Raw genomic sequence first — 26,271 nt, 5'->3', positions numbered from 1 at the left:
TCATACCGTTAGGGCGACCCTATAGAGTCGCCCTTGTTCCCTTTTCGCATATGATGGCGGAGAACTTATCGACACCCGCCTCTACACCCGATTTTGCACAGGATATTGCTATGTGTGATAGTCATTCAGTAGGCATTGTCCAGCGCCACCTCGTTCATTTTAACGAGGCGCTCCCCCTTCAGGGGGGGGGTGTTCTCCCCGCCTTCACCCTTGCCTATGAAACCTATGGAATGCTTGATGCCGACTGCCGAAATGCAATTCTGATCTGTCACGCACTCTCAGGGGATTCTCATGTTGCCGGCTACTACACCGATGATCCTGCCGAAGCGCCCGGCTGGTGGGACGAGGCGGTAGGTCCGGAAAAAATGTTTGATACGAACCGTTATTTTGTCATTTGCAGCAACGTCATTGGCGGCTGTCGGGGAAGTACGGGACCATCGTCGCTTGCGGCGGACGGTCAGCCCTATGGACTGCGTTTTCCGATCCTGACCGTTGGCGATATGGTAGCAGCGCAGCGGCATTTGCTCGATCATCTTGGCATTCACCGCCTGTTTGCCGTCGTCGGAGGGAGCATGGGCGGGATGCAGGCGCTTCAATGGGCAGTGGATTACCCAGACCGTGTTCAGAACGTCCTCTTTCTTGCCAGTACCGCCCGTTCGTCCGCACAAAACATCGCCTTCAACGAAATTGGGCGGCAGGCGATTTACGCCGATCCAAATTGGAACAACGGGGATTATTACGGGAAAACACCACCTGATGCGGGTCTTGCAGTGGCACGCATGGTTGGGCATATCACCTATATGAGCGAGTATTCACTCGAAACGAAATTCGGGCGCGATTTGCAAACGGGAGGGCGTTATACCTTTGCTCCCGAATACACCGTTGAAAGCTATCTGAAATATCAGGGTGAAAAGTTCGTCCAGCGCTTTGATGCCAACAGCTATCTTTATGTGACGAAAGCACTTGATTATTTTGATATTGCCGAGGGCTGCGCCGATATGGGCGAGGCGCTGGCGCATGTCACCGCAAAATTCTTGGTGATCAGTTTCAGCAGCGATTGGCTTTACACGGCGGCACAGGCACGCGAACTGATTACCGCACTGTCGGGGCGTGCCGTAGAGTACCATCATGTGGAGGCGTCCTTTGGTCACGATTCCTTCTTGGTTGAGGTGGAGACAATGACTCATTTGGTGGGAGGCTACCTAAACCGGCAGTGGGCAGCACTCATTGAAGCGTAAGTGAGAATTTCCTTCATTACCTGTTGTATTTTGCGGTTGGTGCTTTCAAAATGGGTCTCTATGCTGCACACTTATAGCATTCGGCTTGAGTGGCAGAATAGACCATGAGGATGGCACGCTGGTGAGTCGCTTTTTCGCTGCTGTATTACTATTGGTTACCGGAATCACGTTGATCCTCACCGTAACCTTTGGGCTACCCCGCCGCTTGGATACACGCCCCGCCGCCGTTTGGATGTTCCGCAATGCCGATGGATCGCCCTGCGCCACCCCCTGCCTGTTTGGGATTCGCCCGGGTGTAACGCCCTATAACGAGGCGTTGATGATTCTTCGCCAACATCCCCTCACCCGCGATCTGGCGCTTAGCCCAAGCATCACGAACAACGGCGTTTTGTTGAACGGGGAAGGAGTCGCTGTGGCGGTTCGGCGCGATGCCTACGGCGTCCTTGCGTCGGTTGCCCTCGAAATCAACCCGATCCATCTGCGCAGTGTGACAAACCTCCCTTATTCGCCGTTGAGGGGGTTAGTCTATGCGGATATGGTTGCCGCACTTGGCGCACCCGATTATGTCGAATTTAGCTCTGTTGGGCAGGGTCCAGTTGTGTATTCCTACTATCAAGCGCAAGCGCTGCGCTTTATCCACGTCCGCCCAGACTTGGAAGGACAAGAACGGCTTTACCCAGAACTGCCGCTCTTTCTAGTGTTTATGAACCGCGAATCGTTGGACACCCGTCCAAATTTATTTTCGTGGATCGGGTATAGTTCTCTGGAACGGTATTTTTTCAACGCGCCCCGAACACAGTGAGACAGAATTCACGGGCGACACAGCCATAGGAGACATACCTCTATGTCGGACATGATCGATCATTATCGCTTAGATCGCCAATTAGGGGCGGGCGGGATGGGTACAGTCTACCTCGCTACGGATGTCAATCTTCAGCGCCCTGTCGCTTTGAAGTTGATGCACCCGCACCTTGCCAGCAATACGGACTTTCAACGGCGTTTCCTCCAAGAGGCGCGGGCGGCTGCCAGCCTTGATCACCCAAACATCATCAAGGTGTTGGAATTCCGCGAGATTGAGGGCAAGTTGATCCTTGTCACCGATTATGTCAGTGGGGGGAGCGTCCGCGAATACCTGACCTACCTTGCCCGCGAGGGGAAGATGTTGGATGTCGGCGAGGCGCTGGATCTCACCCGTCAGGTGGCGGATGCGCTTGCCTATGCCCATGCGCAAGGGATGGTACACCGCGACATCAAGCCCGATAACGTCCTTCTCAAGCCCGTCACTAGCGGCGGCACGACGAATGGTTTCCGCGCTGTGTTAACGGACTTTGGCTTGGCAAAACTTGCCGAGAGCATCGTCCAATCTATGCCCGGCACAACCATGGGGACGTACCCGTATATGTCGCCCGAACAGTGTCGGGGCGAGGAAGTGGACGGGCGTACCGATATTTACGCACTCGGCGTCATGCTCTACGAGTTGGTCGTTGGGCGGCTGCCCTTTAACCCCAAGACGATCACCGAAGCGATTCGGATGCACACCAGCGATCCCTTGCCAATGCCAACGCAAATTCGCCCAGGTATTCCGGCGGCAATTTCAGAAATCATCTTGAAGGCATTGGCAAAAAGTCCCTCAGAGCGCTACCAATCGGGCAGCGATATGGCGCGGGCGTTGGGCAATGCGGCGGGCGCAGCGCGTTCGATGGTGACTATCCCCCCACCCAAGCAGCCCTCCGCCATGCCCGAATCGATCCCAACCACGCCGGAAAGTTTGCTGACCTACCTTGCCAGCCAACCGCCGATCAGCGATTTGCCGGCTTACACCGCCCAAGCGTTGCCCGCCTCCCAAGCGACGATGGATCGCGTCATTATCGCCTCGCAAAGTGGGGAGACAAAAACCTTTGCCCTGGATAAACCCGTTCTCACCATTGGGCGCGACAGCACCTCAGACATCATCTTAAAGGGGGAGAAGGTCTCTCGCAGCCACGCTAAGATTGAGCGCAAGGCGGACGGTAGCTACACCCTGACCGACCTCGGCTCAACGAACGGCTCGTATGTGGCGGGGCAAAAACTGCTCCCGAACATCCCCCAAAAGCTCGATTATGGCGTCCAAGCACGGGTTGGTGAATTTGGGCTGCGCATTGAGGCAGGGCGTGCGGCACAGCCTTCGCCAAGCCAACTGCGCACGGTGGGAGCATCGCCCGACATGGCGCGCACGGTTATGGCGGCGGGAATGGGTGGCAATGTGCCACCCCCCGCACAAGTGGGGTTTGCCATCAGCGGCTACCCGGCAAAGCTGAAAGCGCCGAACCCCTTCATGTTGACGATCAACAATCGCAGCAATGTTCGCGCCTCGTTCAACGTGAATGCCGCCGATAACCAACGATTACTCAGTTTTGGGATGGCGCAGCCTGTGGTAAGCCTAGAGCCGGGCGAGACGCAAACGCTGCCGATCAGCATCACCCCTATCCAGCGTCCAGCGCTTGGTGGGGCGTTGATTCCCTTCCGCGTCATCGTGGAGGTGATCCCCGATCCGGTCAACGGGATTCTCCCTGGGGCGGCTGACCCGCAGTTGGTTGACTCCGAATTGCAGGTGAGTCCCTCCATTCCATCATGGTTGTTTCCGGCGGCGCTCTTTGCCTGCGCGGTCTTGGTCGCGCTCAGCATCCCACTGATCAGCTTGGTGAACAACAATCGCGCCACCGAACAGGCGGTCATTGCTGGACGGACGCTGACCGCACAGGCGCTTCTCGTCACAGGGACAGGGACGAGTACCCCCACTGTGACGGGGACGGCAACCCCTGACTTCAATGCAACGATTGGCGCACAAATCACCCTGACACAAGTTGCCAACGCAACGCTGGCGGGCAATTTCGTCCTCACTCAACTGGCGATCAACCAGACGGGGACTGCCGCTGCGGGGAACAATGCGAATGGGGCGACCCAAACGGCAATTGCCAACTACCAAGCCACCCTGTTCACCTACTACAACATCCTGACAGCGACGGCGCAAGCAGCACAGGCAACCCAGTTTTCCTTTATCCAAACGGCGACGATGGCGGCGCTCATTGCCCAACAGCAAGGGACGCAAACGGCGATTTCCGTGAACAGCACGAACACAGCGATTGCCCAAACGCAGCAGGCAAATTTCCTGACCCTGACCAGCCTTGCCGTGACGGTACAAGCGCAAGGGACGCAGATTGCTGCTACGCAGACGGCGCTTGCTGGCAATGCAACGGCGACAGCAATCGCCGGTGCGGGGGCTGCCACCCAAACCCAAGCGGCGATCAACGCTCAAGCGACGATCAATGCAGGTGTGGCGGCAACCCTGACCCAAAACGCCATTAATGCGCAAGGGACAGCAAACGCTGGTGCAAATGCTGCGGCAACGGCGACGGCAAGCGCTGTCTTTGCGCAGGGGACGGCGAATGCGATTGTCTTTGCCACCCAAACACAAGATGCAATTAACCTTGGTGGGACGGCGGTTGCCGTTGCCGCCACCCAAACACAAGATGCGATCAACCTCGGTGGGACGGCGGTTGCCGTTGCTGCTACCCAAACACAAGCCTTCTTCGATGCCCAAGCGACGGCGAACGCGGCGCTCACTCTGACAGCGCTTGTTCCCACCGCCACCACCGCGCCGCCCGTGATCAACACCGATGGCTTCCGCTTCACAGGGGATGGCAGCAACACCTTTGGCAACCAGACGATCCTAGATGCACTGACAACGAACGGGCAGCCGGGGAAGGTCGTTTTTGCCGTTTCGATGGTCAATGGGGCAGCGCCCGTCTACAATGCGAATCCATTAGGGGTTTACTTCACCGGTTCGCAGTGGGCAGTGTTCAACGAAAACAACGCCGCCATGCCGATTGGCGCGTCGTTCCTTGTCTATTCGATCAACCCGGGCGCAGCGGCGTTCACCCATACCGCTGTTGGGCATAGTGGACCGACCTCACCTATCTTGAATCCGGCGCTAACAGGCAACAGCAGTGCCATTGTGATCGTCACCCAAAACTGGGGCGCTTCGGTGAACAATCCGAATGAGGTAGCTGTCTTTTTCGATGGGTCAAATTGGGTGGTGACGAACCTAAACGGGGCAGAACTCCCCCAAAATAGCGCCTTCAATGTCCTGGTGGGCAGCCCAAGTGGGAATGCCTTCATGGTCATTGCCGATGGGAGCAATACCATCGGAGCGCTGACCTACCTAGACACCCCCGCCTTAAACGGGCGTCCAGATGCGGTGTTTTTGATCACCAAAAACCTGACCACTGGTGGGGTCGTCGTCAATGAGCCCGTCGCTGCTTACTACGATCCAGCACGCAATCAGTGGGCGGTGTCGCTGCAATCGGGCGATATGTTCCCCCCGAACATGCCCATCGGTGCGGCGTTCAATATCATCGTGGTGCAGTAACTTTTTGTGCGTTTTTTCGCCCGACGCTTGCGCGTCGGGCGAAAAAGGAAAAGGGTGAGCCGGCGTAGCTCACTCCACCGCCACCAACACCTGCCCCTTCTCTACAATCTGACCCGGCGCACAACTGACCATCGTCACCACCCCATCCACTGGCGCGGTGATGCGCATCTCCATCTTCATTGCCTCCAAGACGACGAGGGGCTGCCCTCTGACAACGGCATCGCCCACTGTCACCAAAACGCTGATCACTTGACTATGCATGGAGGCGCTCAGGCTACCACCGCCCTCTCTCGCGCCGGAACGTCGCTGCCGTTGGCTTTCTGCCTTTATCAGGGTATGCGTCCCCCCGCGCCATGCCACATGCCGCGCCGCACCCTCTTGAGCATAATGCGCCGTTTGCCATACGCCATCGACACGAAAAAGCAGCCGCCCTTCCTCGGCGCGAACGTCCTCTACGCGATAGGTGACCCCATTCACGGTAATGTCGTATACCCCATCCGCCCGCCGTTCGATCTTGGTACGCACCCCGGATTGGTAACGAAACTCGCTCACAGCGCCCCTCCCATCCCTGTGCGATAGCCATCCGTCCGCACCCATGGGGAATAGAAATCGCCCTCGGCTACGGCAGCGTTCGCTGTAGGTGCCGCCGCCGTCCCTAAGAACATCTCTCCCAATGCCGCCGCAATAATCACCTCTGCTGGAGGGGGTTCGCTGAACGGCTGCCATGCGTTGAAATGCCGAGCGATCAGGTTTGTCGTTGTCTCGCCAGCGAGAAACACCGGATGGTTCAACAGGTCACGCAGGAAAGGGATATTCGTTGTCAGCCCCAAAATGACATATTCGGCAAGGGCGGCATCCATCCGCCGAATCGCCGCTTCACGTGTTTCGGCATGGACAATCAGCTTGGCGATCATAGGGTCGTAGTGGATAGTGATTTCATCGCCCGTCCCCACGCCAGAATCGACACGCACGCCCGGCGCACGCGGTTCAACGGCGCGGAGGATCGTCCCTGTTTGGGGGAGGAAGTCTTGGGCGGGGTCTTCGGCGTAGATACGGCACTCGATGGCATGTCCGCGCTGCATCACTTCCGCCTGTTGGAAAGGGAGAAGCTCCCCCTCGGCAATGCGCAGTTGCAGGTGAACGAGGTCAATGCCGGTGACCAGTTCGGTGATAGGGTGTTCCACCTGAAGGCGGGTGTTCATCTCCAAGAAATAAAACCGACCATCGCGGGCATCAACGATGAATTCCACCGTTCCGGCGTTCAGGTAGCCAATGGCGCGGGCGGCATTCACCGCCGCCTCGCCCATCTGTGAGCGGAGATCGGGCGTTAGGTAGGGAGAGGGCGTTTCTTCGATGATCTTCTGGTGGCGGCGTTGGACGGAACATTCGCGTTCAAATAGATGCACTGTGTTCCCCGCCGAATCGGCAAAAAGTTGAATTTCAATATGGCGGGCATCCTCGATGTATTTTTCGAGGAAAACTCGAGCGTCACCAAAGGCACGTCCCGCCTCACGCTGCGCCGATTCGAGGGCATCGGGAAGATCGCCTTCGGCGTGGACAATGCGCATCCCTTTGCCGCCGCCGCCCGCCGCCGCTTTGACGAGGACGGGGTAGCCAATGCCCGCTGCTGCCCGCAAAAAATCGGCTGTGGTGCTGGATGAATCGCCGGCAAAACCGGGGAGGGTTGGCACACCCGCCGCCCGAACGCGCTCTAATGCGGCGGTTTTGACACCCATCGCCCGAATCGATTCGGCAGTGGGTCCGACGAAGATCAGCCCCGACGCACGAACACGTTGGGCGAAATCAGCATTTTCGGAGAGGAAGCCAAAGCCCGGATGGACAGCATCGCAGCCCGCAGAAAGGGCGGCGGCAATGACACGCTCCCCTTGCAAATACGACTCAGCAGGCGACGATCCGCCAAGACTCACGGCGTGATCGGCAAGGCGGACAGGGATCGATCCAGCGTCAGGGTCGGCATAAACGACGACGGATTCAATCCCGCGTTCACGGCAGGCGCGGATGATGCGGACGGCGATCTCGCCCCGATTGGCAATCAACAAACGACGTATGGTATGGATTGTGTGGATCATGGCAAAAGTATAGCGTGTACAGTACCCTCCCTGGTTGGATTGCAATTAGCCTTCTCACAAGAAGGAAGGGCGTCGTGATTCTATCCCGTGATCACCACACCATACCCTAGTGGTAAGTATAGTGTGATGAGTAGGGCTGTCAACCAATAAGGGGTAATCTTTTTGAAACATGCTATGGCTATAGGGGGAGTCGCAATCCCGCCGCAAATCCGGTAAGCTCCCTCGCCATTCTGTGAAATGTGGAGTGTCTATGTGTGGGATTGTCGGCTACATCGGGCAGCGTGACGCAGCGGGCGTGATCCTCGGCGGTTTGAAACGCCTTGAATATCGTGGCTATGACTCAGCGGGCGTTGCCGTGTTCAAAGATGGGACGATCACCCTCCGGCGGGATGTCGGAAAATTGGAAAATCTAGAGCGTCAACTAGCAGCGAACCCCTTGATAGGGGCAACGGGCATTGGTCACACACGATGGGCAACGCATGGGCAGCCCAACGAACGGAACGCCCACCCTCATATCAGCATGGATGGGCAGTTTGTTGTCGTCCACAACGGGATTGTCGAAAACTATCTTGACCTGCGCGAAGACCTCAGAAAACGCGGGGTTGTCTTTGCTTCCGAAACGGATACGGAGGTGATTGTTCACCTCGTCGCTGAGTTTGCCCGCGCCGGTCATGATCTGACCGAGGCAACGCGCCTAACCTGCCAACACCTGCGCGGCGCTCATGCCATTGTCGTCATGAGCGCCGCGCAGCCGGATCGCCTCGTCGCTGTGCGCATTGGAAACGCTGGGGGGGTGGTCTTGGGTCTGGGCGAGGCGGAGATGTTCATCGCCTCGGATATTCCGGCTATTTTGGAATACACGCGGCAGCTTATTTTCCTTGAATCGCGGCAGATGGCAACCGTCACGGCGACGGGCTGCAACGTCCAAACGCTGGAGAGTGTCCCTGTGGATGCCGAGATTCACGATATTGCCTGGGACCCGATCAGCGCGGCACGAGGCGAATATCGCCATTTTATGCAGAAGGAAATCTTTGAGCAAGGGCGCTCATTGACGGACACCATCCGCGGACGGATTGACTTTGACTCTGGCTGTGTCTCGCTGCCAGAACTACCGCTGAGCGCAGAGGACGCGGGGCGGCTCAAACGGCTGGTCACCGTCGCCTGCGGGACAAGCGCCTATGCCGGTTTGGTAGGAAAGTTCATCATCGAACAGCTTGCCCGCCTGCCTGTGGAGGTGGATTACGGGAGCGAATACCGCTACCGTGACCCGATTCTTGATCCTGATTGCGCTGTCCTTGCCATTACCCAAAGTGGCGAGACGGTGGACACCCTTGCCGCGATGGAGGAAGCGCGGGCGAAAGGGGCGCGGTTGTGGAGCATCGTGAATGCCATTGGCAGCCAAGCGATGCGCCAATCGGATGGCTATATTGCCATGCACGCCGGACCGGAAATCGGCGTCGCCTCTACAAAGGCATTCACCGCCAGCGTTGTTGATCAATACCTGTTGGGGTTGTATCTAGGGCAGCTTCGGGGGACGATCACGGCGGAAGACGCCCGCGCTCACACCGCCGAACTTGCCAAACTGCCCGACCTTGTGGGGAAAATCTTGGATCGAGCGCCTGAAGTGGAGGCGCTGGCGAAAAAGCTGTTCCACTACACCGATTTTCTATACTTGGGACGGGGAATCAACTACCCGATTGCCCTTGAGGGGGCGCTCAAACTGAAGGAGATCAGCTATATCCACGCCGAGGGGTATCCGGCGGGTGAGATGAAACACGGACCCATCGCCCTCATTGATGAGGACATGCCCGTTTTGGCAATCGCCCTAAAAGACGCCGTGTACGAGAAAATGATCAGCCAGATTGAGCAAGCGAAGGCACGGCGCGGGGTGGTGATTGCCATTGCCACAGAGGGCGATCAGTTCATTGCGACAAAGGCGGATCATGTGTTGTATGTGCCGGAGGTCTCCCCGCTGCTTTCGCCGCTGCTGAGCGTGATCCCACTCCAACTACTGGCGTACTACATTGCGGTGGAACGCGGCTGTGATGTTGACCAACCGCGCAACCTAGCAAAATCCGTCACGGTGGAGTGAGCATCAGGGGAGGGGTGCTGCCCCTCCCACCCACTCTGTTTGAGAGCCTTCAAGAATCCATAAGCTGCTTGCCAACGGTGCGTTTTTCACCACTGTCTCAAAAATCACTCCCAAATTTATGGCTAGGGTGTTAACCACTGGCGCACACGAGCCAAGTCATCCGGTGTATTGATATTCGCAAAGGATTGTCCATTAGGATCAAACTGGCGGATTACCTGTGGTTCGATGAACACAGTGTGGATCGCGGCGAGATAGTTATTCATGGCTCCGGCTTGCAGCACTTCTTGCACAAGCTCATCTTCTTTTGAACCTGTCAAGATAACGACATGCATTTCTGGGTGCGCGGCGCGGATGGTGCGAGTCACCGTGATGCCATCCATGTCGGGCATGACCATATCCATCAGCACCACATTAGGAAGCAACTGACCCTACACAACCGGATCGCGTCGGCTCCATTCGCCGCCTCACCAACCAAGAGCAGATCCTCAAACCCGCTGAGAAACAAAGACAGACCACGACGTACAACATCATGATCGTCTACAATCATCACCTGAATATGGCTATTCACTGCGCTTACATGCCCCGCTGCTACGATAACGGCGTGCCTTCGCATGAGCGAATCACGGTCATGTGGGTGCCTTGACCGGGCATACTTTTCATGCGGAAATGTGCGCCGATCTGCTCGGCTCGTTCGCGCATGATATTCAACCCAAAATGACCCTCGCACAGATGATCCATTTTGAAACCGCGCCCGTTGTCACGGATATGCAGTTGTAGGTGGTCTTGCTCCATAGACACCTGAATCCAGACTTGGGTGGCGGAAGCGTGCTTCACAACGTTGTTGAGCGCTTCTTGGGCAATGCGGAAGAATGCCATTTGCGTCTCAGGCAAAAGGCACTGGCAGTCTTTAAGGTCAAGCTCAATTTTGAGGGGTGAACGCTTCGTGACCGACAGGGTGAGGTCGTTTAACATTACAGCAAGATTAGGCTGAGGAACTTTGGTGTTGTTATTGACGGGTCGCAGTTCAACCAACAGTTCGCGCATTTCCATCAAAGCACTGCTCGTTAATTGGTGTAATTCATCAAGATTGGCAGGAACTTGTTCGGGCGAACGACGCCACATGTGCGGTAGCATCTCGGCGATCACGCTGGCGGCGAACAAAGTTTGAGTCAAGGAATCATGTAAATCGCGGGCAAGCCGCTGGCGTTCTTCGAGTGCCGCTAATTTGCGGGACTGTTCTTGTTCTGCCAATTCGATGCGTTTGCGCTCGATAAACAGTCCAATTTAGCTGCCAATTGTATCCAGCATACGCAAAAGATCGCGATCCGTATTTTCGATATGACGGCTAAAGAAGGTCATTACGCCGATAACTTCGCCTTCTGTATGGATCGGAATACCGAGTCCGGCGTGTAAGCCGTCACGTTCAGCCAGCGATCCGCGCAGAAAGCTGCTCTCAATGACAACATCCTTGATCCACATTGGTTTGCCACTAGCCCACACTTGACCGGGTAAGCCCGTCCCCGGCGCAAACGTTACATCAAGGCAGCTAGGGGTAAACGCAGGGAAAGCATAGGCGGGCGTGTGCCAACTCGCCTCGCAAAACAACCAATTTGTTTCACGGTTAAGGTGCCACACTGCACCAAAATCCCACCCAATCATTTCACACAATGCTTGGATTATACGAGAGATAGCGTTATCGAGATTGCTTGAACGTGCAATAATCTGGGTTACAGCATGGTGCATTTGTTGACAGTGTTCAAGCTGCGCAATGCGCTGTTCAAGGTATAGAGCGCGATCTTTCCAGTTAATGACGCTGCTTAGGGTGCGCGTTACTGTCCGAACCAAAGGCATCTCAAATGCCATATCAACCTCCCCTTTGCTCAACCGATAGTAGTGACTATGAGTTGAGTACAAGGAGATCATAGTATTCGTAGAGGTAAACCTCAACGTACATAGTGTCTATGATGAATAGATAACTTTTCGTGAAAAATGCTCAAAACCAAGTTGCCGCCAACGGCTGTTCGCATACAGCCATCCATTGCCGCTATGGGGTGCGGCAGGCGTCCCCATGGTCCTTCAGATAGGCGGCAATGGTCGCTCCGGCAAGGTCATGCCCCGCCTGATTCCAGTGGGTATCGTAGGTGTAATAGAGAACTTCCCCTCGCGCCGCCGCCGCTTCAAAGACAGGAACAAGATCAATAAAGGCTATCCCACGTTTTTCGGCAAGCGCCCGCAGCGCATCGCGCTGGTTGCCTAAGCGCGGCAGCACATCTTCAAAGGCAGAGGGGATCACCGTCCCTTCGATCAACGCGCCGGCTTTCGGTAGGCTCATTTCCTCTACCGTCGAGAGCATCTGTGTACGGTCTTCGGGGACGACATACGGCGCGTAAATATGGGGTGCGGCAGGGAAATAGGCGATGAAAAGGCACGTTTCGGGAAGGGTTTCGCCCAACGCGGTTTGCATCTCGCCCCAATAGCGATCTACTTCACGGAGGTTGTCGGATTCGGCATAGGTGGCATAGTCACCGTTCACCCATCCCAAATAGCCATCTAGAAACGCTATGTCGTGGGTGATTCCCTTGATCGCTATGCGCACAGGAAATTGATAAGGCGGCGGATGGGGCGTGGGCGGGGTGTAGTTTGTGCCGAGCGTGTTCAGTTGTTCCCGTTGGACGTTCGGTGGAATGAACTCCCCTCGCCAGCGGGCAGAGACCGCATCGTAAAGATCGTTCCCCTCGAAAAAGCCAACAATGACGTAGCGCGGCGCGTGTTTTAGCCCGTAATCCTTCAACACGCGGGATTCTTCCGCCGGACCGAAGCCGCGAAAACCCATGTTGTAGACCGCCAAACCGGATTGCTCTGCCAGAACGTCCGACCAGGGGCGGGCGACGTTTGTCCCTTCCGTATAGGAATCACCAAGCGCCACCACATCGTAGCGGGCGGCGGGGCGGGCGGGCAGGCGAAAGCCATCGACATCCCAGGCAATCCGGTGCCGGCTGAGGATTTCATTGGGGTTTGGTGGGGGGGCAACTGCCGCCGGACGGTGGAAAAAAAGATCGCCCATTCCGGCGGTGAAGATCACCTCGCTGCGGCGGTCAACCACCCGCAGCAAAAGCAGGGTGACGAGGACAGCAACCAGAACGCCACCGCCCATGAGGGCAGCCCGTTGAGCGACGGTGAGACGTGGTTGGCTGCTTGTTGGTGTGGGCATGATGGCATGGCGGGTGATCGAGAGCGATCACCCGCTGAGTGGGGGTTAGTCGTTCCCGCGAGGGAGTTGCCCCAGACCGCCGGTGGTGGTGGTGATATTCGGGATGTAGACCCACCCCGTCAGATTATCATAGATAACCTTCACCCACGCCCGATTCGTGCTGAGTTTGGTGATCAAGAATGCCCCGCCTTTGGGAATCACACCGAGGCGTGTGCCGGTGCGTGTGCTTGGCGCACTACGCACGGTGACGTTCACCTTTGCCACCCCGCGTGCTTCATAAGCAACCACCGGATCGCCGGGCTGCCCCGACCCTTCCGGTGCGCTGAAGGTAGCAGCCGAGGTTGGCAAATCTGCTGGGATGTTATAAGGATAAAAGACGCGGCGGTAAATCCAACCTTGCCCACCACTGGGAAGGTTGATCAAAAACCACGTTTCCATCCCATAAATGCCATTGCGGGCGGCGACAAGGACAGTGGTATCGCGGAACAATTCGGCAACCACCGGATAGTTCACCCCCGGACCACTGCGGACGTTCGCCTTATCCACAATCACCACCCCTTTGGGGGTCAGTTGAACGGTGGGAACAACCGGAATCGGTGTGGCAAAGAATGCCGTTCCAACAGGGGTTGGCGAGGCAGCCCCTATGGCGCTGATCGGCAGCCAATCGAACAGGACGCCGGCATCGCCAACGCCTTCAAAGTAATCAACAATGATCTCGTAATCGCCCTGAGCAAGGCTGACATCCGCCGTGTTGATGGTGAATGCGCCGGGGGCGGTACTGAATCGGTTGATGATCAACTGCCCGTTGATCGCGACGCGAATACCATCATCCGCGCCTGCCCGGAAGCGGTATGTTCCGGCGGTGAAGAAAATCCGGTTGCTCCAGCGGACGCTGAAGTTATCGGCATTGATAATGCCGGGGACGGGCGAACCAGACGCCCAGTTAAAATTTATCGCCGGGTCGATCCGAGAGAAGGCAGGGCTTCCTGAGAAGTTTGTGTTGTTCCAGTAAAAGCCTGTCCAATTTGATCCGGTTTGCCCTTGCGCATGGGCAGCGGGCGCGGGCATCACCAAAACGGTGACGAACAGCGCAACAGCCAGCGCGAAGGCAGCGACGGAATAGAGCTTACGCATACAGCCCCCTGAAAGAAACGTTTCGCCTCGGAATAATACCCTACCCCTCGTCAGGCGCAAAATCTCACCGCGAATTCTACCCACCGCTTCCCCGCCGATCTGCCAGATCAGGGTGTTCCGGCGCGAGCGACCACGCTGGGTCGCCCCTACGGGGTGGGGAGACGTAAGATTACCCCACCCTTCCGCGCAAGAAGCGGCGGATAAAATCGTAGGGATAGACGCCCTCTGGTTCGCTCACGCGATCCAAGCGCTCTATGTGTTCCGCCGAGAGCATCCAGCCCACAGACGCCATGTTGTCACTGAGTTGATCCATCCGCCGCGCCCCGATGATTGGCGCAGTGACGGCAGGTTTTTGCAGCAGCCAACGGAGCGCCACCTGTGCGGGCGATTTCCCAATCTCGCTGCTGACCGCCAGCAGTTCGTCTAGAATCGTCCATGTCCGTTCGGTGGCAAGGTTGCGCCAAGACTCGCTCCAGCCGTGTTTTTCAGCATCTTCAACACGGGTATTTTGCGGTGGGGCGCTCATGCCGCGCTTGTATTTGCCGCTGAGCCAACCACCCCGCAGCGGCGACCAGGGGATGATCCCGATCCCTTCATTCCGGCAGACGGGCAGAAGTTCCCATTCCAACGTGCGATGCAGCAAATTGTAGAGCGGCTGCAAACAGGTGAACGTCTCCCATCCGTTTGCCTTAGACAAATCAACGGCTTTTTGAAGCTGCCATCCGGCGTAGTTGCTGACGCCGATATAGCGCACCTTGCCCCTTTGTACCAACCCGTGCAGCGTGCCGAGGGTTTCCTCAAGGGGCGTCCCATCATCCCAACAGTGAACTTGGTACAGATCGATGTAGTCGGTGTTCAGCCGCTTTAGACTGGCATCCACACCGGCAAGGATGTGTTTGCGGCTCAACCCCACATCATTCACGCCCGCGCCCATCGTAAAACGAACTTTCGTGGCGATAACCCACGCATCGCGCACTTTATTGGCTAACCACTTGCCGACAATCGTCTCCGAGACGCCACCCGTGTACACATCGGCGGTATCAATAAAATTTCCCCCTTGCGCGGCGAAATAATCCATCAGCCGGAAACTTTCCGTCTCGTCCGCCTCGCGCCCAAAGGTCATTGCGCCCAAGCAAAGCTCGCTGACGCGCAATCCGGTTTTCCCCATATAGCGATAATCCATCGTGGGTGTCACTCCTAATGTTTCAAAATCTTGCTCAGGAACTGCTTCATTCGGTCTGTTTGTGGGTTTTCAAAGAGCGTATCCGGTGCGCCTTCCTCCACAATCTCACCACGATCCATGAAGATCGCACGGGTAGCGGCGGCACGGGCAAAGCCCATCTCGTGGCTGACGACGACCATCGTCATCCCTTCGCGGGCAAGGTCAAGCATGACATCAAGCACTTCCTTGATCATCTCTGGGTCAAGGGCGCTGGTGGGTTCATCAAAGAGCATAATTTTGGGGTTCATCGCCAGCGAACGGGCAATGGCAACGCGCTGCTGCTGCCCGCCGGAAAGCTGACCGGGATAAACGTTCGCCTTTTCGGGAATCCCAACCTTTTTGAGCAGTTCCAAACTAACCACCTGCGCCTCTTTTTTATTTCGGCGGCGGACGACACGTTGTGCCATCGAAACGTTATCCAAAACAGTGCAGTGAGGGAACAGATTGAAACTTTGAAAGACCATCCCAATCTCAGCCCGTACCTTGTTGATGTTGTGGGCGGTATCCAGCGGCGTCCCATCCACAACAATCGAGCCGCTGTCAAACGATTCAAGGCGGTTCAAACAGCGCAGCATCGTTGATTTACCCGACCCACTCGGTCCGATAATCATGATCACTTCGCCCGTGTAGACCTTCAAAGACACATCGTTCAGGGCGTGAACCACTGCCCCTTGTGGCGTGCGAAAGCGCTTGTGGATATTTCTGACATCAATAATCGGCGTGCGTTCTGGTGTATTCATGAAACGTTCCCTTGTTTAAGCCCATTTACCCGTTTAAGCTGTCCTCAAATGCCTGTTTCGCGGCGTCGCTCAGTTCGGCGGCGTTCGCCTCGGTGGGGAAGGTGCGCCCTTGCACCGCCTCGGCATAGCCGCGCAGCGCTCTTACCATCACTTCACCCGCCTCGCCAAAATGCTGCGCATGTTTCGGCGTCCGTTCGGAAAGCCCAACCAAATCGTGAAAAACCTGCACTTGTCCATCGGTATGCATCCCCGCCCCAATGCCAATGGTGGGGATGTGAAGCGTCTCGCTGATCACCTTTGCGACGGTGATCGGGATCATCTCCAAGACGATGGCGAAAGCCCCTGCCGCCTCCAGCGCCTTTGCCGCCTCCAACAAGGCATTGGCGGCGGTTGCCTCGCGCCCCTGCACCCGCCAACCGCCCTGCTGGTGATAGCTTTGCGGCGTCAGTCCCACATGGGCAATCACCGGAATCCCGCTTTGGACAATCCGATAAACCGTTGGGGCAACCTCCAACCCGCCTTCCAATTTCACGCCGCCAGCGCCCGTTTCTTGCATGACGCGGGCGGCGCTCGCTAGGGCTTGTTCAGCGCTGATTTTATAGGTCATGAAGGGGAGATCAACAACGATGAGGGGTTTTTTCGTCGTGCGGACGACAACCCGCCCATGATAGATCATCTCCTCTAGGGTGACGCTGATTGGCGTCTCGTTGCCCTGTACCACCATCCCCAAGGAATCCCCAACAAGGATCAAGGGAATACCCGCCGTCTCTGCGATCCGCGCCGTTGTCGCGTCATAGGCGGTGAGGACGGGGATTGGCGTCCGTTCTGCCTTCATTTTTTGAATGTCGTAAAGGGTTGTGCGCATCGTGTGGCGTGCCTCAACGCCGCGTTTAACCATAGGTAGACGCTAACACGGAACAATGATCAAGTCACGCTGTGGTTCGTGAAGGTACTCTGCCCCTGTCTCGGTGACGACAACATCTTCCTCTAGGCTGACCAAGCCATAGCCCGCCACACTGACGCCTAATTCCAATGTGAAACAATTGCCAACCTCCACCACCCCATAGGGGGTTTGCCCATAGCGTTCCCATTTTGGACCCAAGAGCGTTGCCCCATCATGCACCGTCCGTCCAATGCCATGCCCAACGGCGTGCTGGTATTCAGGGTAGCCCGCTGCGGTGATCGTCGTGCGGGCGGCATCATCAACCACCCACCCTTCAACACCGGGTTTCAGCACAGCACGGGCGGCTTCAATAGCCGCCCGGACGGACTCGAAGGCATGGCGGACGGGCTGTGGAACGGCGCTTTCCCCGGCGGGCTGTAAATACCACACACGCTGAATGTCGGAGATGTAATCGTTCAGCACAACGCCCTGATCGATGCGCACAAGGTGACCTGCTTGCGTCACATAGTGCTCGGAGGCAGAGACATGCCCCACCGGAGACTCCGGACCCACCGTCACCGTTGGGCAGTAGGCAGCATCCCACGAGGCGATCACGCCGCGCTGTTTATATTCGTTATGGACGAATTCGTAAATCTGCTGCTCGCTCAGACCTGGACGCAAAAATTCGGTGATCTGATCGACAATTTCATCGGTCATTGCCACCGCCGCACGGATGCGGGCGATCTCGGCAGCAGTTTTGCGCCCACGCAAGGCATTCAAAACCCCTTCCGCCGAGATCAATTCCCACCCTTTTCCAGCAAAATAGCGCTGCAAGGTGAGGTACATCCCGTGCGAAAGCCCATCAGCGGCGGTATCGCTCTCCGAATAGTTCACGGCGATCTGACGGGGGGCAATTTTTTCCAGTACCTCTAGCAAGGCGGGTTGGATGCTCTTGTCGTAACCGATCACCTCGTCCCAAACATTCATGCGCTTAAAATTTTCGACCTCATAGCGCCCAACAATGACGACCTTTCGCCCCGTTTTCGTCAAGATGAAAGCAGAGTGCCAGGTGACATCGGCGGGGGAGATCAGCGGGAGGGCGGGGTCGGCATTGTGGCTTGTCTCGCGAACAAAAGTCAACCAGACATCAACATCTTTTTCCTTCAGGATAGCAAGGGCTTGGTGAATTTTTTCAATTTGAACAGAGGAATCCATCATGAGGTGTCATTCCTTACTCGGTGTTTTACGTTTTTAAAGAGGAGTTAGCTTCTGATCTCGTAGGCAAGCTGATAGCCGTCGTCCTGATAGCCCAACGCGGCATACAAGCCGATGCCCAAGGTGGAGGACGCCAACGCCGTCCCCGGATAGCCACAGCGGAGCGCCTCGGCATGGAGTGCGGTCATAATTGCCCGACCCACGCCGCGCCGTCGCACTCCGGGCATTGCCGCCACATTATAGACGCCGGCAACGCCCCCACACAGCATGACCGTTCCCGTTCCTACAGGCTCACCCTCTAGGTAAGCGACCACATGATAGCCATTCCGCAGGCGCAGCATCAGGTCGAGAAAGGATTTCGCCTCGTTCATCAAATCAAAGGCGGTAATCACCACGCGGGTGTAATCCTCTGTGCTTGCCCCCATTTCCAGACTGCGCACCCTGATCTCTGGTGTAGGAATAACGGGCAGCGCCCCACCATGCCAACGCAGCGGATCGATGAACAAATTGAGGTAATGCCCACGCTCCAGAATGGCAAGATCGGACTGCGGCTGGCGAAGGTGGTGGCAAAACTGAATCGAGTAAGGTAAGGGGATGTTCATCATCTGCACGCCAATCCGCTCCAACCGCCCTGCTGTCAGCGGTTGGCGATCCTCCAAAATGGCGACATTAAAGACAGAGGTATCCATGCCAGTGATGCCGTAAAAAACGCCGGCATCGCGCCAGCAATATGCCCCCTCAATCTCGTTGGCGATTGCCTCAAAGAGGGCTATCCAGTTTCGGTGAAAGTGCATCTGTGTCATAGCCACAAGTATATCAGCCTTCGCTCGGGAGGGACGATTGACGCTGTGCCTGTCTCATGATAGACTCGCGCTGATGATCGCACAGACGTTCTGAGACACAGCAGACACTATGGCACTCCCTTTTGAGAAGATTGAACCGCAAGTCGCGCAAATGGGCTTGGAAGTTGCCGATCAGCGCAGCAGCATTTTGGAGCAGACCGAAACTGCCTTTGATCTGCTGATGAAGGCAACTGATCTGAATGAAATTTGGGAGCGCATCTTACTCGCCCGTCACAATGACGCCGGGTTTCGCGGCGCTGCGCCAATGGATGAGCCGCTGAATAGACCGATTGACCTTTGCCCCGCGCCAGATTTGGCAACGATCTACGCGGCGGATGGTTCGCAAATCTACCCCGACCAACACGCGCCCGCCCCTTACTGGCTAACGAATATTGGTGTGTTCATCTATCATCACGGCACGGATCGCCTGCCGGAGATCGTGGTTGAGCCGCAGTTGTACTACCGCGAGGAAGACATCCGTGACAGCGAGGGGCGCTTGATCAGCAGTGGGGCAATCAATGCGCGGCGAACGGTCTATGAAATGCAAACCCTTGCCAAAGTCGCCATCCGTAAAGGGGACGACGCCACGCCGCGTATCGCGCTTTATGACGGACCCCTGATCGGAATGCCGATGGGGAAAGATATTCCGAACGCGGGCATGTTGACGATGGACTACCACGAGGCGATGGATTTCCTCTTTGATGAGGGTGTTGCCCTGACCGGCTATGTGGATCGCCCCTCCAGCCGCTTCCTTGTCTATACGCTTTACCTGATGACCCTCACCGAAGACGAAGTAACCCGCCTGAACGTCAGCGTTCCGCTTTTGGAGAACATCACCGACAGCGATCTCTATGCCCGCCTGCTGCCCCCTGGGAGTCGCTCTGGGCTGATGATTCAGCAAAGTCCGCTGAACAAAGAATACAAAGAACGGCATGGCGACCATCAAGAGATCGTCTTTTTCTATCTAAACGCCGCCTCAACCGGACAAGCCCCCTACATTGTGCGGGTGGAACTGCCCATGTGGGTGGCACGTAACAAGCCGCTGGTCAACGCCGTGCAGTCCATCCTTCACCGCCAGTGCCAGATCACAGATCGTTATCCCTATGCGTTAACCCGTGCCGATGAAATCGCTGTGGTGCAGCCCGCCGAGAAGCGTTATCTTGACGACATGATTGCAGTAGCGCTCTTGAAAAATCGGCAGCGGTTGGAAATGTCTCAAAAATTGAGCAGCAAACACCTTGCTCGCTATGGTCGCCGCCACCATGAAGGGGTTTAATTGAAGGAGTCGATGCCAACGTGGACGATTCGGGCTTGATTGGGCGCGTCTTACGCGCAAGCACAACAGGGTATGCCTGCGGGATGCGCGGCAGTGAGATTACGACGCCGTATTTTGGCGCGTTCGTCTACACCGAACATGATGAGTCCTTGCGCATCATCGGGCTGATCTACGCCATTCGCATTGACGACGATCCGCTCGTTCGCCAGTTGATCATGGCGAATAACCTGACCACCGCTGCCATCCGTGACCAGCGCGAAAACCGGATGATTCCGGTTGAGATCAGCATCGTCAACATTGGCTATCAGGTGCGCGGCGATATTTATCAAGCGCTGCCGCCGCGTCCGCCGCTCAGCCTTGATCCAGTCTACCTATGCGATGCCGACACCGTGATCGCCTTCACCGAGAACGCCGATTTCTTCCGCCTGATTCTGAACACCTCGGAAGTGCCGGCGGAGGAATTGCTGGCGGCAGCGGTCAAAAACGCGGCATTGGCACGTCATGAGCGCGAACAACGCGATTTTCTGGTACGATCTGGACGGCGTTTGGCGCAATTGTTAAGCGGTGATCTCCCCCGCTTAAATCACTTGCTGCGCCTCATCAAACCATAAGAAAGACACGAATCATGAAGATTACCTTTCATGGGGCTGCCCACGAAGTGACGGGTAGCAAACACCTCATTGAGGTCAACGGGCGGCGCATCTTGCTGGACTGCGGCTTGTTTCAGGGCAAGCGCTCGGAAGCCTTTGATAAAAACCGCAAACTTCCCTTTGATGCGGCGCAGATCGATGTGATGGTTCTCTCCCACGCCCATACCGACCACGCCGGAAATATTCCTATGCTGGTAAAGAACGGCTTTCGGGGGGATATTTTCTGCACAGGGGCAACTCAAGACCTGTGCGGGGCAATGCTCCTCGACAGCGCCCACATTCAAGAGAGCGATGTCAAATTTACGAACAAGATTCGCACCCGTGAGGGACTGCCCCCCTTCAAACCGCTCTACACCCAAGAGGATGCGGTGAAGGCACTGAAATACCTGCGGAGTGTGGGCTACGAACGCACTGTTGAGATTTTGCCCGGAATCGCACTCACCTTTCGTGATGCTGGACATATGCTAGGGAGCGCCATTACCAGCCTGACCATCGAAGACCGTGAGGCGGGCAAAGACATTCAGTTGGTCTTTAGCGGCGATATTGGCTCACCCGGGGCGCCCATCCTGCGCGACCCATCGACCATTGATGAGGCGGATGTGCTGATTATGGAAAGCACCTACGGCGATAAAGATCACGAAAGCTATGACGATGCGAAAGCGATCCTCCAAGATGTGATCGGACGCACCTATGCACGGGGGGGCAAGGTGATCATCCCCTCCTTTGCCGTTGGACGGGCGCAAGAGCTTGTGTACACCCTACACCAACTCACCCTTGAGCAGAAAATCCCGCCGATGGAGATATATGTCGATAGCCCACTCGCCGTGAATGTCACCGGTGTGTTCAGCAACCACCCTGAATGTTATGATGAAGAAATCCGCGAATTCATTAGCGGCTCAGCCGCCAGCCGCGATCCCTTTGGGTTTAGGGGGTTGAAATACACGCGCTCGGCGGATGACAGCAAGGCGCTGAATGGGATTGATCGCCCCATTGTGATCATTAGCGCCAGTGGGATGGCGGAATCGGGGCGCATTTTGCACCATCTGCGCAACAACATTGAGCAGAAGCGGAACACCATTTTGCTGGTTGGTTTTCAGGCGGAACACACACTAGGGCGTAAACTGGAAAACCATGAATCGCCCGTGAGCATCTTTGGCGAAAAGTTTGATGTTCGTGCGGAGATCGTTCGCATCAGCGGCTTTTCGGCACACGCTGGACGGACGGATTTGTTAAATTGGGCAGGGGCGATCAAGAAGAAGCCCCGCCGAACCTTCCTTGTGCATGGCGAAGAAAAGCCGCTGCTTTCACTGAAACAAGGCTTGACGGCAGAGGTGGGTTTGGAACACATTGATCTGCCGACCTTTGGGCAAAGTTTCACGCTGTAATTCCTAACAGAATTCATCTCGGAACGAGGAGGCAAAAGGTCTAACCGATGCCCACCTATAATCCCTTTGCGGAGGAATGGTACGCCTGTTTGATAGCACATTACCGTTTCGTGGTAGTGGAGCAAGATACCTCCAACGAGGCAAGTTTGCGCGGTGTCTTGCTCCGTATTGGGGTCGATTCTCACGAGTTGGACGCCCTTCAGTACGAAGGGATCCCTCCCTCGCACGATGCCGAGTCGGAAATTAACAGCCCACCCGTTGAGGAGGAATCAGACATGCCCCGCGTGGAGACAACCCCCGCCGAGGAGATGGCGCTGGCACGCTTGGAGGCTGCCCTTGCCGTCATGATTGAGCCGAAGCCGGATGTTTCCCCTGCCACATATGTTGAAGAACCACAGGCACACGACGAATCGGAAATTGCCTCAGCCCTCCCGTCGCCTGCAGAACAACCGCCGCCCCCCCCCGCCCAAGACCTGACGCAGTTGAGTTTGTTTTAGGCTGAGTTCGCTTTTGTATAGACCTTAGAAACGAGAGCTTATGACGCGCCGTTGGAATGGTTGGGGGGATGATTCGGTTAATCCCCCGCTGCACGGACTCGATCTGATCACCCGTCTTGTGGGGTCGCCTGTGCGCCTGAAGGATGCCACATTGGGCGATGTGCTGCGAACCGTCCCTCCCTCGCGCCTTCCCGCCCACGCCCTGATCAAGACCGATCCTGAGATTCGCCTGCGCCATGCGCGGGGGCAAAGCTTCCCGGACTGGGTAGCGCTCCGTTCGGGGGAAATCGGCGTTTTTCCTGATGGCGTAGCCTTCCCCGAAAGCGCCGATGAGGTGGCAGCGCTCCTCCGGTTTGCCCGTGATCACGGCGTGTGGGTGATTCCCTACGGCGGGGGGACAAGCGTCGTTGGGCATATCAATCCTCGCCGTGAGGATGCCGCCGCCGCACCCATTCTGACGCTTTCGTTGGCGCGGTTGAACCGCCTTCAGGGGCTTGATCGGGACTCTCAGATTGCCACCTTTGGGGCGGGGGCGAACGGCGTTGAGGTTGAATCGCAACTGCGGGCAGCGGGCTACACACTGGGGCATTTCCCGCAGTCGTGGGAATATTCCACCATTGGTGGGTGGGTTGCCGCCCGTTCCAGCGGTCAGCAGTCCCTCTACTATGGGCGGATTGAGCGGCTCTTTGCCGGCGGGCGGGTGGAAACCCCCATTGGGCGGCTTGACCTTCCCGTTTTTCCCGCCTCGGCAGCAGGGATAGACCTCCGTGAGATCGTTTTAGGATCAGAGGGGCGTTTGGGGGTGCTTACCGATGCCGCCATGCGCGTGATGCCGCTGCCCGAACGGGAGGTGTTCACTGGCGTGTTCTTCCCCGATTTTGCCGCAGGGATGGCGGCGGCGCGGAGCATTGTTCAAGCGGGTGTCCCCCTCTCCATGCTCCGGCTGAGCAACCCAACGGAGACGCTGACAAACCTTGCCCTTGCCGGACGGGAGCAGCTTATTGCCCTGATTGAGAGCGTCTTAGGTCGGTTGGGAATCAGCGCGGGAAAATGTCTTTTGCTTATGGCAGCTACCGGACAAAACCGCCTTGTACGGGCAGCCCTTGCCGAAGCTGGCGCATGGTGTCGCAAACACGGCGGTGTCTCATTGGGGCGTGTGGGGCGGCTCTTTGGCTCAACATGGCGCAAAGGGCGTTTCCGCACGCCCTACTTGCGTAACACCCTTTGGGAAAGCGGTTACGCAGTGGATACCCTTGAGACAGCGACGACGTGGGCGAACGTCCCCGCGACGATGAAAGGAATTGAGGATGCTATTCGCCCTGCGCTCAGTGATGTGGGCGAGCGTGTCCATGTCTTTACCCACCTCTCCCATGTCTACCCGCATGGGGCAAGCATCTACACGACCTATGTCTTTCGTCCCTCCCTCAACCATGAGGAAACGCTCCGCCGCTGGTTTGCCCTGAAGGACGCCGCCAGCCGCGTGATCATGGCGCGGGGGGCAACGATCAGCCACCAACACGGCGTTGGACTGGATCACACTCCCTACCTAAAGGCGGAAAAAGGTGTTTTAGGTTTGCAGGCAATGGGAACTCTATTCGCCACCTTTGATCCAGAGGGGCTTATGAACCCCGGAAAGTTACTGCCATGATCCACCGCAGCGAACGTTGGGAACGCTTGAAAACGACGGCATGGGATGTGCTGGTCATTGGCGGCGGGATCACTGGCGCAGGCATTCTTCACCAAGCGGCACGGTTGGGATTGAGGGCTTCGCTCATCGAACGGCGTGATTTTGCGTGGGGGACGAGCAGCCGATCCTCAAAGATGGTTCACGGCGGGCTGCGCTATCTGAAAACAGGCGATGTGCAGTTAACCTACGAGAGCGTCCGCGAACGAGGGGCATTGCTGAACGCCGCGCCCGGGCTGGTAGAAGAACTCGGCTTTCTGATCGCCACCTACGCGGGCGATACACCGGGGGCGCTTGCCTACCGCGCCGGACTATCCCTTTACGATGTCATGGCAACGGGCGAAAGACGTCACACCGCCCACAGTCATTACAGCGCAGAAGAATTCCTCATGCTTGCCCCCCATCTGCGTCGCGAGGGGCTGCTTGGCGGCTTTCGCTATGTAGACGCCCAAACGGACGACGCCCGCCTTGTCATGCGCGTGCTGAACGATGCCGACGCACGGGGAGCGTTGGCGCTCAACTACTGCGCCGCCGAACGCCTGATCCGTGAAGGCGGGCGGGTCGTTGGGGTGAATACCCTTGAGGGTGCGACGGGCGAAGAAGCGCCGATTCGCGCCCGTGTTGTCATTGCGGCGACAGGGGCTTGGGCGGATGATCTGCGCGGGCAAGTTGGCGCGGCAGCGAAAATCCGCCCCCTGCGGGGAAGTCACCTTGTCATTCCCGCGTGGCGTTTGCCAGTGGCGCAAGTGGTCAGTTTTGCCCACCCGCTGGATGGTCGCCCCGTCTTTGTCTACCCCTGGGAGGGTGTCACCCTCATCGGGACAACCGATGTTGACCATCACGACGATCTGCGGGCAGAACCGCGAATCAGCCCGGAGGAGGTGAGCTACCTCTTAGCCGGAGCGCTGTGGCAGTTCCCCGCTGCGGGGGTGACTCTGGACGATGTGATTGGGACATGGGCGGGCGTCCGCCCCGTCGTAGGGACGGGGAAAGCCGATCCCTCGAAGGAATCCCGCGATTATGCCGTTTGGGACGAGGAGGGGCTGATCACCGTCACGGGCGGCAAGCTGACGACCTTCCGTCTCATGGCGCTGGATGCCCTCGCCGCTGCCCACCGCTACCTTCCCGACATGCCCGAACCAGATCGCGCCGCGCCGCCCATCGATCCTAACCCGCCCATGCCCACCGAGGATGATTTAGCTGCGATACCTCTTTCGGTAGCGCAGGTTGAACGGATTATGGGGCGTTACAGCACGCACGCACTGGAAATCTTCGGCTTTATCGCCGCCCACCCGGAGGAAGCTGAGCCGATCCCCGGCACACTGTCTCTGTGGGCAGAACTGCGCCATTCGGCACACTGCGAGTCCGTTCAGCACCTTGATGATCTCTTGCTGCGACGGACGCGGATTGGGATGCTCCTGCCGCGTGGGGGCGTCGATCACCTGCCGCGTATTCGGGCGGTTTGCCAGCGTGAGTTAGGGTGGGACGATGGGCGATGGGCGGCGGAAGAAGCCGCCTATCAGGAGTTATGGGCGGCTCATTACAGCGTCCCGGATCGCGCCCTGATCTCCGATCCTGCCACGCTGCTGAGGGGCATTGTGCGGGCGAAAAAGAAAAACCCTCTGCCGCTGCTCAGCGCGTTTGCCGTGCTTATCGGCGTGTTGGGGGTGTGGCTGCTGCTCCGCCCTCAGCGGGGGTAGGGTG

22 protein-coding genes are annotated in these 26,271 nt (G+C 57.2%); 10 read left to right on the top strand and 12 right to left on the bottom strand.

What is annotated here, in order from left to right; genetic code table 11:
- The first annotated feature begins 110 nt into the window (after window positions 1-110).
- The 3 genes from HS103_11630 to HS103_11620 all read left to right on the top strand — a co-directional run bounded on the left by HS103_11630 (window position 111) and on the right by HS103_11620 (window position 5,646).
- On the top strand, window positions 111-1,238 hold the full coding sequence (locus HS103_11630; GenBank protein ID MBE7513446.1) for a homoserine O-acetyltransferase: 1,128 nt from the start codon (window positions 111-113) through the stop codon (window positions 1,236-1,238).
- Between the two features lie 121 nt (window positions 1,239-1,359).
- Entirely contained in the window at window positions 1,360-2,040 is a 681-nt protein-coding gene (locus tag HS103_11625) for a hypothetical protein (protein MBE7513445.1), read from the top strand.
- A gap of 42 nt (window positions 2,041-2,082) precedes the next feature.
- Entirely contained in the window at window positions 2,083-5,646 is a 3,564-nt protein-coding gene (locus HS103_11620) for a protein kinase (protein ID MBE7513444.1), read from the top strand.
- Window positions 5,647-5,715: 69 nt separating this feature from the next.
- Here HS103_11620 and HS103_11615 read toward each other — a convergent pair whose 3' ends face one another.
- Together HS103_11615 and HS103_11610 are read right to left on the bottom strand one after the other, a co-directional pair.
- Window positions 5,716-6,198: a biotin/lipoyl-binding protein gene (locus tag HS103_11615; protein ID MBE7513443.1), complete on the bottom strand. Its 483-nt coding sequence runs from the start codon at window positions 6,196-6,198 to the stop codon at window positions 5,716-5,718.
- The gene (locus HS103_11610; GenBank protein MBE7513442.1) at window positions 6,195-7,736 is read right to left on the bottom strand and encodes an acetyl-CoA carboxylase biotin carboxylase subunit; all 1,542 of its coding nucleotides are present in this window, start codon (window positions 7,734-7,736) and stop codon (window positions 6,195-6,197) included. The genes HS103_11615 and HS103_11610 overlap by 4 nt, the downstream gene beginning before the upstream one ends.
- A 250-nt stretch (window positions 7,737-7,986) precedes the next feature.
- Here HS103_11610 and glmS point away from each other — a divergent pair, with 250 nt between their 5' ends.
- On the top strand, window positions 7,987-9,828 hold the full coding sequence (gene glmS, locus HS103_11605; protein ID MBE7513441.1) for a glutamine--fructose-6-phosphate transaminase (isomerizing): 1,842 nt from the start codon (window positions 7,987-7,989) through the stop codon (window positions 9,826-9,828).
- Between the two features lie 122 nt (window positions 9,829-9,950).
- On the opposite strand, the gene HS103_11600 is transcribed toward glmS, so the two are convergent.
- The 10 genes from HS103_11600 to HS103_11555 form a co-directional block, all read right to left on the bottom strand.
- Window positions 9,951-10,250, bottom strand: a complete 300-nt coding sequence (locus HS103_11600; protein ID MBE7513440.1) for a response regulator — start codon at window positions 10,248-10,250, stop codon at window positions 9,951-9,953.
- A 166-nt stretch (window positions 10,251-10,416) separates the two neighbouring features.
- Window positions 10,417-11,079: a sensor histidine kinase gene (locus HS103_11595; protein ID MBE7513439.1), complete on the bottom strand. Its 663-nt coding sequence runs from the start codon at window positions 11,077-11,079 to the stop codon at window positions 10,417-10,419.
- Between the two features lie 33 nt (window positions 11,080-11,112).
- Window positions 11,113-11,691: a GAF domain-containing protein gene (locus tag HS103_11590; protein ID MBE7513438.1), complete on the bottom strand. Its 579-nt coding sequence runs from the start codon at window positions 11,689-11,691 to the stop codon at window positions 11,113-11,115.
- A gap of 181 nt (window positions 11,692-11,872) precedes the next feature.
- The gene (locus HS103_11585) at window positions 11,873-13,039 is read right to left on the bottom strand and encodes a hypothetical protein (GenBank protein MBE7513437.1); all 1,167 of its coding nucleotides are present in this window, start codon (window positions 13,037-13,039) and stop codon (window positions 11,873-11,875) included.
- A gap of 45 nt (window positions 13,040-13,084) precedes the next feature.
- Complete coding sequence (locus tag HS103_11580) at window positions 13,085-14,173, bottom strand: SH3 domain-containing protein (protein MBE7513436.1); 1,089 nt, start codon at window positions 14,171-14,173, stop codon at window positions 13,085-13,087.
- Window positions 14,174-14,342: 169 nt separating this feature from the next.
- Window positions 14,343-15,356, bottom strand: coding sequence for an aldo/keto reductase (locus HS103_11575; protein ID MBE7513435.1), 1,014 nt, complete (start codon window positions 15,354-15,356; stop codon window positions 14,343-14,345).
- Between the two features lie 14 nt (window positions 15,357-15,370).
- Window positions 15,371-16,135: an amino acid ABC transporter ATP-binding protein gene (locus tag HS103_11570; protein ID MBE7513434.1), complete on the bottom strand. Its 765-nt coding sequence runs from the start codon at window positions 16,133-16,135 to the stop codon at window positions 15,371-15,373.
- Between the two features lie 25 nt (window positions 16,136-16,160).
- Complete coding sequence (gene panB, locus HS103_11565; protein ID MBE7513433.1) at window positions 16,161-17,000, bottom strand: 3-methyl-2-oxobutanoate hydroxymethyltransferase; 840 nt, start codon at window positions 16,998-17,000, stop codon at window positions 16,161-16,163.
- A 42-nt stretch (window positions 17,001-17,042) separates the two neighbouring features.
- On the bottom strand, window positions 17,043-18,236 hold the full coding sequence (locus HS103_11560; GenBank protein ID MBE7513432.1) for an aminopeptidase P family protein: 1,194 nt from the start codon (window positions 18,234-18,236) through the stop codon (window positions 17,043-17,045).
- A 44-nt stretch (window positions 18,237-18,280) separates the two neighbouring features.
- Entirely contained in the window at window positions 18,281-19,042 is a 762-nt protein-coding gene (locus tag HS103_11555; protein ID MBE7513431.1) for a GNAT family N-acetyltransferase, read from the bottom strand.
- Window positions 19,043-19,145: 103 nt separating this feature from the next.
- Between HS103_11555 and HS103_11550 the strand changes: the two genes are divergently transcribed.
- From HS103_11550 to HS103_11525, 6 genes are read left to right on the top strand one after another with little or no spacing between them, the layout of a single operon-like run.
- Complete coding sequence (locus HS103_11550) at window positions 19,146-20,351, top strand: DNA double-strand break repair nuclease NurA (protein MBE7513430.1); 1,206 nt, start codon at window positions 19,146-19,148, stop codon at window positions 20,349-20,351.
- A gap of 20 nt (window positions 20,352-20,371) precedes the next feature.
- Window positions 20,372-20,962 (top strand): hypothetical protein, encoded by a 591-nt coding sequence (locus tag HS103_11545; GenBank protein ID MBE7513429.1) that lies wholly within the window; start codon window positions 20,372-20,374, stop codon window positions 20,960-20,962.
- Between the two features lie 14 nt (window positions 20,963-20,976).
- Complete coding sequence (locus HS103_11540; GenBank protein ID MBE7513428.1) at window positions 20,977-22,386, top strand: MBL fold metallo-hydrolase; 1,410 nt, start codon at window positions 20,977-20,979, stop codon at window positions 22,384-22,386.
- Window positions 22,387-22,433: 47 nt separating this feature from the next.
- On the top strand, window positions 22,434-22,883 hold the full coding sequence (locus tag HS103_11535) for a hypothetical protein (GenBank protein ID MBE7513427.1): 450 nt from the start codon (window positions 22,434-22,436) through the stop codon (window positions 22,881-22,883).
- Between the two features lie 40 nt (window positions 22,884-22,923).
- A complete protein-coding gene (locus HS103_11530; protein MBE7513426.1) occupies window positions 22,924-24,531 on the top strand; it encodes an FAD-binding oxidoreductase in 1,608 nt (535 codons plus the stop codon).
- The gene (locus HS103_11525; GenBank protein ID MBE7513425.1) at window positions 24,528-26,267 is read left to right on the top strand and encodes a glycerol-3-phosphate dehydrogenase/oxidase; all 1,740 of its coding nucleotides are present in this window, start codon (window positions 24,528-24,530) and stop codon (window positions 26,265-26,267) included. The genes HS103_11530 and HS103_11525 overlap by 4 nt, the downstream gene beginning before the upstream one ends.
- Window positions 26,268-26,271 lie beyond the last annotated feature (4 nt).

Source organism: Anaerolineales bacterium (assembly GCA_015075625.1).
Taxonomy (GTDB): Bacteria; Chloroflexota; Anaerolineae; order Aggregatilineales; family UBA2796; genus UBA2796.
This window is presented reverse-complemented; position numbering and strand designations above follow the sequence as displayed.